General features: G+C 63.9%; 4 protein-coding genes. 3 read left to right on the top strand and 1 reads right to left on the bottom strand.

The annotated features are described in order from the left end of the window. The first annotated feature begins 528 nt into the window (after nucleotides 1-528). A complete protein-coding gene (locus ACZ7NC_RS40775) occupies nucleotides 529-969 on the top strand; it encodes a chaplin (RefSeq protein ID WP_471496523.1) in 441 nt (146 codons plus the stop codon). 1,116 nt (nucleotides 970-2,085) lie between these two features. On the opposite strand, the gene ACZ7NC_RS40770 is transcribed toward ACZ7NC_RS40775, so the two are convergent. After that, nucleotides 2,086-3,102 carry a Dyp-type peroxidase gene (locus ACZ7NC_RS40770; RefSeq protein ID WP_471496521.1) on the bottom strand — a complete coding sequence of 339 codons (1,017 nt, stop codon included), beginning with the start codon at nucleotides 3,100-3,102 and terminating at the stop codon, nucleotides 2,086-2,088. 470 nt (nucleotides 3,103-3,572) lie between these two features. Between ACZ7NC_RS40770 and ACZ7NC_RS40765 the strand changes: the two genes are divergently transcribed. Both ACZ7NC_RS40765 and ACZ7NC_RS40760 read left to right on the top strand, forming a co-directional pair. Further along, nucleotides 3,573-4,700 carry a right-handed parallel beta-helix repeat-containing protein gene (locus ACZ7NC_RS40765; protein WP_471496519.1) on the top strand — a complete coding sequence of 376 codons (1,128 nt, stop codon included), beginning with the start codon at nucleotides 3,573-3,575 and terminating at the stop codon, nucleotides 4,698-4,700. A gap of 1,281 nt (nucleotides 4,701-5,981) precedes the next feature. Continuing rightward, the gene (locus tag ACZ7NC_RS40760; protein WP_471496517.1) at nucleotides 5,982-8,708 is read left to right on the top strand and encodes an SdrD B-like domain-containing protein; all 2,727 of its coding nucleotides are present in this window, start codon (nucleotides 5,982-5,984) and stop codon (nucleotides 8,706-8,708) included. The last annotated feature ends 82 nt before the right edge of the window (nucleotides 8,709-8,790 follow it).

Raw genomic sequence — 8,790 nt, 5'->3', positions numbered from 1 at the left:
ACGAGCGCGGCCAGCATGAGCGCCGGGAAGCCCAGCATCATGAGGGCCGCCGCGGCCAGCTCGGCCGCGCTGCCCACCCGGGCGACGCGAATAGCAGTGGATATCACGGAGAACCTGCTCAGGGAGAGTTGGACTGACGCTGTCCCAGAAGGTCCCGGCAGTCAGCACCTGCTCGGAAGCGCACACCTGACCGGCGGAAGACGACACGGTCGACGATGCACGACGTCTCGACAATGCGCTGTGATGTACGTGACTCGCCTTAAGGAGACTGGAAAACCCGCGGCGTTCCCCGTACCGCCCCATGAGTGGCCCAGCGCATGCTGCGCGCACAGGTGTCACCCACCCCGCATGAGCAGAAGCAAGGCGCCGGGAGGGGATGGGCAAGGCGGCCTAAATACTCGAACGTCTGCGTGCCCATGACTGGTCCGTGCGGCTTCTCACCCACGATCGAGGGAAGGGCGTCAATGCGCCATGCAGTCTGCCGTCATGATCTGCTCTCCCAGGTCTCTTCTGTGAGGCTGACGAAATATGGCCGCCTTGGCCACGGTATGCCTGCTCGATTCCTTTCGAGCGGAACACCGCACAGCCCGCGAAGAAGTGCTCAACCAGATCTGGGAGAAATTCGTGCGAAAGATGAAGACGGCAGCAGCGCTGGGAGTGACCTCGGTCTCGCTGATCCTGGGCGGCGCGTCAGGGGCCACTGCTGCTGATGGGCCAATCCTCTCCGGGAACGTGCTCCAGGCGCCGGTGAACATTCCCATCGACGTTTGCGGGAACACGGTTAGTGTCGTGGGGCTCCTGATCCACCCGGCCCCGGTCACGTGCCCCCCGAATGAGAACGTGCAGTTGGCGCTCGTGCCGTCGGCAGCCGCCGGTGACGATGCCCTTGTGCCGCCGGCCGGTGACGGCGGCCTCGTGCCGCCGTTGGTCGCAGATGATGGCCGCCTCATGCCCCCGCTCGTGCCGTAAGGCGCCGGGCTGCCCTGACGAAATCTCGGCGCCATCCGGCGTCACCGATCCCAGCCGTACCCTTTCTGCACCGTGCTCGGTGCCAGCACGTGCTGCGGATCGTTTGGCCCAACTCCCAGCTGTGGAAGATTCGATAAAGGATCAGCACAATCCCACCCAGCCGGATTAACTAGGTGGGGGAGTGGCCGCCAGATCCGGCGGCAGGGCAAACATCTGGGACATGAGCCAGTCCCGCTGCAAGCGGGACATCGGCGGTCGCCCCAAGCGAGATTGTCCCGTACAAGTGCCTGCTGCACAGCGGGCAGACCAGCAAAGCGCTCGGCTGAGGTTCCCCGGCCGAGCGCTTTGTGCAGAACTGATGAATTTCGCCCATGAAGTGATGGAGCGGGTCGGCCACGTGCAGAACCTCCCCTGGAGCGTACGGACTTCCCTCTCAGAGAGGTTCCGCCCAAACCCAGCGGAGTAGAAGCCGGCATGCATTGAGATGCCTGCTCCTGGCAACTGCTGTGCAACATCGTTTCAACAGGAGTCGCGCAAGTCCGTCGAGTAAACCAGCAGCGCGCGTTCGCGCCCACCAAAAAGCCGATGCACCGCCACACCCTCTATCTCTGACACCGTGAACAACCCGCGCACTAGCGGCACTTCGACCACGCCGGCGCCCGACTGCGTGCATCCGGCGATCCCCGCCACCGTACGCTTGAAGTCCCGGCGAGCGCTCCGCGCTGCACACGACCAACTGCGCACCAACTGCGCGGACCCGTCCAGTGTCCCAGCATCGCTCGCTCCATGCGGATGCGGGTCGCGTTGGCCTCCAACCCCGTCTCCAGAACAGGGGAGTTGCCGGCGGGTTTGCAGCGGGCAGCGCCGTCGACCGCATGAAGCCAACACCCGCCGCCAGCGGTTGATCGATATCCGGGCCCATCTCGAACCGTTGGCCAACGTCCCAATTGCCAGCCTCGGAGTCGATCAAGTCAGGGGCTGTGAGCGGACTTGGGCACGCGGAGCCCGGTCCTCGCCCGGGCTGAATCGATCGCATTGAAGGCAGGGGCGCTGACGTCAGTTACAGGACAACGCCTCGTGCGGTCCGGGGGATTGTACTTCTGGCACGGCTTCACATCACATGGCTGTTGGGTGGGTGCCAGAAGCTTCTTGTCCGCCCGGCAGCCACTTGATTACGGGGGAGGGCAGGACATAGCCCACCGCCGAGGCTCGGTGCTCGACAAACCTGCTCATCGCGTCCGATTTGTCGAGGCGTTCTTGCACGCGAGTGAAGAGGGCGGGGTCACGCATGTAGGCGAGAAAGAGGAGGCCACGGTCATCTGATCCGTTGTCATATGAGTAGCCACGACGCAACATGCGTGCTCCGCCGTCGAGTCGGGAGTGGGCTAGGCGCACATGTGAGTCGGCGGGAATGAGGTAGCGGCCTTGCGGGGTCTTGGCGAACAGATTTACAGGATCGTGCTCGCGGAAAGCCCCGAGTGGTGCTCCGGAGACGAGGTCGCGCCCGACGGCAGCTTCTCGACGGGTGCGTGGAAGGGCGGCAAAGTCGGAGACATCCATGTGGATGCGTCGGTAGACCAGGTAGGTGCCGCCGTCGGGATGCCAGACCCAGCGGTCTGCTTCGGCTGGCGTCGGGTTCTCTGTCCCGTCCTTGAAGCCGAAGAGGTTACGGGGGGTCTCACCTTTCGAAGCCGGAGGAAGAAACCCATATTCGCGCCAGCGGGGCGTAAACATCTTGGCGGATGCTTTGGCGAGCAGTCGCAGGACGTCGCGGATTGCGTCCGGATCATCGCTGCATAATTGCACCAGGATGTCGCCATCGCTGTTGTCCGGGTCGATCCGGTCATGGGGGAACTTCGGGATCTTCCGTAACAGAGGAGGTGTCGGAAGACCAAGTTTGTGATACAGCGCCGGGCCCAACGCCACGGTATAGGTCATGCCTTCAGGGAGTGGGAGCGCCGACCACAGAGCCAGGCCACTGCGCACAGCCTTGGCACCGGTCGAGCCACGAAGGCGCGGTGCCACATCGTAGGCGGCGACGGCGGCGTGCATGGGCTGGGGGCCGCTGATGCCACGCTGACGGGACAGTGCCTTGTCAGCTTCCGGTGCTCTGGCACCGCGTTCCTCGGCCATGTTCGACCGATCCTGATGCGCCCCCGCTGCACAGCCGGCCGTGAGAATGGCGAGCCCAGTCGTTGCAGCCAGCATGGAACGTCGGGTCGGCGGAGGGGAATCAGAGGGCATGCTGATCACCGTCACTCCAAGGTTCGGCCCAAAAGATATGCAAGGTTGCCAATAGCACTGCCTCATGAGGACACGAGGACAGGGGAATGCGATCGTGAATCGCTGCGGCGTGCCTGACGCTACACCTAGGCCCTATGCGACTCTTCGCCACGAAACGCCGTGCTTCTCATGCCTGGAAATCCTTACCGGCTTCCATGGCACTTCTCCTGTGCCTGCTAACCGCCCTCCTTGGGCTGGCAGGCTGCGGTCAGCAAGGCTCTGACAACCGACCGGAACGGGGTGATTCGCCTGCGGTATTACGGGTGCCAGGCGAGTTCCCGTCCATTCAGAAGGCAGTAGACTCCGCTCGATCGGGTGACATGGTGCTGGTCTCTTCGGGTGTATACCGAGAGAGCGTCACCATTCGTAAACCTCGGATTGTGCTGCGCGGAACCAATCGCTCAAAAGTAGTGGTGGACGGCGAGTTCCGGCGCGCCAACGGGATCACGGTCACCGGAGCAGCTTCGGTCGTCGAAAACCTGACAGTACGCAACCATCTCGCCAATGGATTGCTCTTCACCGGCGTCACCGATGGAGCATTGCAAGGAGCAGGGGCCGGCGGCGCAGACTACGACCCTCTGGACACCGCCAAGTTCCCGGCCCTGCGCGGCTTCCGCGCCTCCTACGTGACGGCCAACAACAACGCGCTCTACGGCATCTACGCCTTCGACGCCCGGGACGGTGTGATCGAGCACTCCTACGGCTCCGGACATGCTGACTCGGGCATCTACGTTGGTCAGTGCAAGCCCTGCAATACCGTCGTACGGAACAACCTGAGCGAACACAATGCGGTCGGCATTGAGGTCACGAACGCATCGGAGGACCTCTACTTCCTCGGCAACACTGTCCGTCGCAACCGGGTGGGTATGACGGTGCTCTCCAATAACTTGGAAGCCCTGGGGCCTCAGCACAATGCCGTATTCATCGGCAACACGATCCGAGACAACAACGACAACCAAAGCCCCGAACAGGCCGACGGTGGCTTCGGTATCGGCGTCGGCATCAGTGGAGGCAGGAACAACCGCTTCGAACGTAACCGCGTCGAGGGCAATCACGCAGGCGCCTTCGTCCTGCGGGATGAGCAGGGGTATCAAGTTCTCGGCAATCGCATCCAGGACAACGCAGTGGCCGACGACCAGGTGGGCCTTGTCATGTTGGCGGCTCGAACCGGAGGTAACTGTTACCTCGACAATGGCCAAACCCCGACCAGCCCGGGTCAGTTGCCTCGCGCCATGACCAAATGCTCGGCGCCGGACAGTGCTGTTCGCACGCTCGGCCAGCTGCAGGGAATCGGTGAGATTCCGCCTGGCATCTCCTTCCGCGATGTCCCGCTTCCACCGGCGCAGCCCAGCATGGGCCATGCGGGCCATGCTCCCGCCCGCCCGGCGCTGGGCCTGCCGGGGAAAGTTGATGTGACGGCGTACCGCTTGCCAGAGCCTCGTCGCTGATGGTGGCCTCGGGGAGGGGCGGTTCACCTGCCCCTCCCCAATCGCTGACGTCTGCGCTCACTTACGCCGAGGAGACGATTCCCGCCACGGCTGCCCCGGCACCTTCACGCGGGCCGCACGACCGGTGAAGTCCACGGTGACCGGCCGTTCCATAGTCGGACTTTTAATCTCCAAGCGGCCCAATTCCCCATTCTCACTGACCCAGTAGGTGAGCGGAGAGGGTCCCTTGCGCCGCGGTTGTGATCCGGGCGCACCACTACCCCGAGGCTGGGGCCGCGGCCCGGAAAACCGCGCGTACGACTTTCCGCGCAGGGTGCTCTCCCCTAGGTAGCGGGGCCCGGACTGCGCCAGCAGCTGAGCGTTGTCCGGTCGATCCGATCCCAGCGCCATCATCATGCGCAGCGCGATGTCCAAGGGATATGCCGAGTAGGGACGTGGCGACCAATGTCCGCTCGGAACCTTCGCAGCAGCTCGGACGATCTGCGCGATCTCTGAAGAGGTGGGTGCCACCCGCTTCCCGATGGCCACAGCCAGACCACTTTCGTCCCAGGCGATGAGCCCCTTTTGTGGCTTCGGCCCTGCCGTCCCTGCAACGAACGACGCTACGGCGCGGTGGGTGCGGTAGTCGATAAGCCCACGTAGCACATACGAGTCCGCACCGTTGTCGATCGTCACGGTCACTGTGTTCGGACTCTCCTCAAAAGTCGTGAACCGTACCAGGGCCAGTTGCTGGGCCTCTGATGACGTGACGGAGCGTGGCCGGTTACTTTCTCCACCGGTGGTTGTCAAGGCCAAGGCGCCGCAGGACAGTCCGATAGCGAGCGCTGCGGCCACGACTCGGGCCCGTGAACTGTGCAGCAGCCGGCGTAATGGAGGACGAGTACCAAACGCAATGCGCATGGATAACCTCTCGCAATAAGTAGGGCACGTGACGGGGATCCGCCAGAAGAGTCTTCGTGGTGGTCTGTCTACCGCAGAAGGGCCCCCTAAAGGCAAGGAAACCGCGCCGGTTGGACAGCAGCGCGTCTTTCTCTGGGATCCCTGATGGTCGTGTCTTCCTCTCAAGTGCAGCAAGACCGAGATATCCGCCCTTTCAGCTGGACGGCTCGCCTGCTACGGAGCACCTCTCTTCACTCCCACGGTGACGCAATCGGGGGAGCGGTCACCTGTTCAGCCCGCCCATTCGTCATATAAGCGGATGATGTTGATCGTTAATAATGCGTCTCCGCCTGCGTGCAGGCGCGGTGCAGACACGTGTCCAGTCATGGGAGTGATTTGGTGATGGAGCAACGGAAGCGCCGGCGCTGGGTCGGCGGGATGTCTTTGGCGTTATCCAGTGCGTTAGCGGCGTCGCTGGCGGCGGCGGGTGTGGTGTCGGTGGGGTCCCTGGCGTGGGCTGATCCCGGGGACGGTGAGGTCGCGGTCCGTGTGGTGCGGGAGGTGAACGCGGACGGCCGGTGGGACAAACTGCTGGAGCCCGGCTGGGCCGGGATTCAGGTCGTGCTGACCGATGACGATGGCAATTCGATCACCGGCACCACGGACGCGAACGGCGAGGTGAAACTGCGCCCGGGCAGCAGCCTGTCCGGCGGTAGGTACCGGATCGAGGTGAAGAACCCGGATGCGAAGGTGTACTTCCCCGGCCACGCTTCACCTCGGACTGATCTGCTCGATCCCACCGTGCTGTCCTCGAACGTCGAGTTCGTAGACCTGTCCGGGGGCAAGAATGCGGAGGTCACGACCTCGTTCTGGAGCCCAGAGGACTACTGCCAGAAGAACGCCACGCTTGTTGCCGTCTGCCAGAACCCCACAATTCCGCCGGATGATCCGGCCCCGGACAGCAGCCACACGTTGACGTCCTTCCCCTTCGATGCGCGAGGCAAGTACAACCAGATCACCACGCTGGCGACGGAGGGACAGACTGGGACCGTATGGGGTCTGGGCTACAACAAGGTGACCGAGCAGCTCTTCTCTGCGGCCTATGCCAAGCGGGGTACCAAGTACGGTTCCGGTGGTCCGGGCGCGATCTACCGGACCGACCCCGCCACGGGGCAAACCGAGCTGTTCACCCAGGTCCCCAACCCTGGAACCACGGCCCACAACCCAGATGTCGAGATGGACGCGGGGTTCATCCCGGCGGTGGGCAAGGAGTCGCTGGGTGACCTGGACGTCAGCCCGGACGGTAAAGACCTGTATGTCGTCAACATGCACGACGGCAGGCTCTATCGCTACGACGCTATGCAGAGCAGTGCCGACGCGCCCAAGGCCTCCCCCCGAATCCCCGACCCGGGCTGCGCCGACGACGACTGGCGTCCCTACGGCCTGGGCATCCACGACGGGAAGGTCTATGTCGGCGGTGTCTGCTCAGCAGAAGACAGCGGCCGACCGGACGACATGCGGGCGGCCGTACAGGTCTTTGACCCCACCACGAACCGGTTCACCGGCACCGTCATGGACGAACCGCTGAACTATCCCCGCGGGGGCTACACCGCTGACTCCTTGCCCGACACTGTTTGTTCCGGCGAGGGATGGTATCCGTGGAGTGATGACCGTCCCGCGACCCAGGACGGCAAGACCTGCAGCCACACCGACATTCAGAACCCGCAGCCAGAGCTCTCCGACATTGTCTTCGAAGCCAACGGTGACATGGTCGTCGGCTTCGCCGATCGCTTCTCCGACATCGCTGGCTGGAAGCTGCCTCCATCCGACGCCCCTGCCTGGCCCGCAACGTCCGCATACCAAGGCGGTGACATCAACCGAGCCTGCTCTGACGGAAACGGCACTTTCCGCCTGGACGCCAATGGCGGCTGCGAAAACAACGCCACACCCGAAAACAGCGGCGAACCGAGCGCGCTGCAGAACCCGGCCGCCAAGGAGTTCTACCCCGGCGACAATATGGGTGCTCACCACGAGATCAGTTCGGGTGGCCTGGCCCTGTCCAAGGTGGAGACGCAGCTGCCCTTCACCGCTATGGACCCCATTCCCGAGACGGGCAGTGGTGTGCGGTGGATCAACCGCTTCACGGGTGAGAGCAGCGATGACACCGACGGTCTCTTCCTCAACGACGCCTTCGGCAAGGCGCGCGGTATCGGTGACCTGGAAGTTCTGTGTGATCAGGCGCCGTTGCAGTTGGGTAACCGGGTGTGGCAGGACACCGATGAGGACGGTATCCAGGACCCGGGTGAGCAGCCGGTGGTGGGTGCGACGGTGAATCTGTATGACGCCGACGGCAACAAGATCGGCACCGCGGTCACCAACTCTCGGGGCGAGTACTACTTCGACTCCACCGTCACCAAGAACGTCGCCGCCGCCGACCTGCAGTACGGCCAGAGCTACACCATCAAGATGGACAACCCCGCCGACTACCAGGCCGGCGGCGTCCTTCAGGGCTGGTCCCCGACCCGCCCGAACGTCGGAGACAACGAACAGATCGACTCCAGCGGTGACACCGGCGGCACCCCCTTCCCCGCCATCACCGTCACCCCGCAGGGCGCCGGCCAGAACGACCACGGCGCCGACTTCGGCTTCACCAAGTCCAGCGTCGACCTCGGCATCGAGAAGACCGCCCCCGCCAAGGTCCTGGGCGGCGAAGCCATCGAATACCAGGTCACCGTCACCAACAACGGCCCCAACGACTCCACCGGCTGGAAAGTCACCGACCCCATCCCCGCCGGGATCACCGACGCCCGCACCGCCGATGCGGGCTGCAGCATCAACAACCAGATCCTCACCTGCACCGGCGGACCCCTCAAGGTCGGACAAAGCCACATCATCACCATCCGCGGACTCGCCCCCAACCCCCCCATCGACACCACCATCAAAAACTGCGCCAAGGTCATGGGCAACGAACCCGACCCCAACTCCAGCAACAACGAAGACTGCGGCCACACCGAAATCGACGTCCCCCTCATCGACCCCACCATCGGCACCACCACCGCAGCACTCCTGACCCTCGCCGGCACCCTCTACCACCACCGCCGACGCAACACCACCGAGGAGACCCGATAGACACCACTCCATAGACAGACACCCTGTGGGTCCGGCCACCAACACCCATGGCCGGACCCACAGACCTGCCCGCGGTACACGA

This window comes from Streptomyces sp. NPDC111802, assembly GCF_055634335.1.
This window is presented reverse-complemented; position numbering and strand designations above follow the sequence as displayed.

Excerpts from the sequence above, each read along its gene's own strand:
- ACZ7NC_RS40775 (WP_471496523.1), top strand. The coding sequence starts at position 529 with ATGGCCGCCTTGGCCACGGTATGCCTGCTCGATTCCTTTCGAGCGGAA.
- ACZ7NC_RS40770 (WP_471496521.1), bottom strand. The coding sequence starts at position 3,102 with ATGGCCGAGGAACGCGGTGCCAGAGCACCGGAAGCTGACAAGGCACTG.
- ACZ7NC_RS40765 (WP_471496519.1), top strand. The coding sequence starts at position 3,573 with ATGGTGCTGGTCTCTTCGGGTGTATACCGAGAGAGCGTCACCATTCGT.
- ACZ7NC_RS40760 (WP_471496517.1), top strand. The coding sequence starts at position 5,982 with ATGGAGCAACGGAAGCGCCGGCGCTGGGTCGGCGGGATGTCTTTGGCG.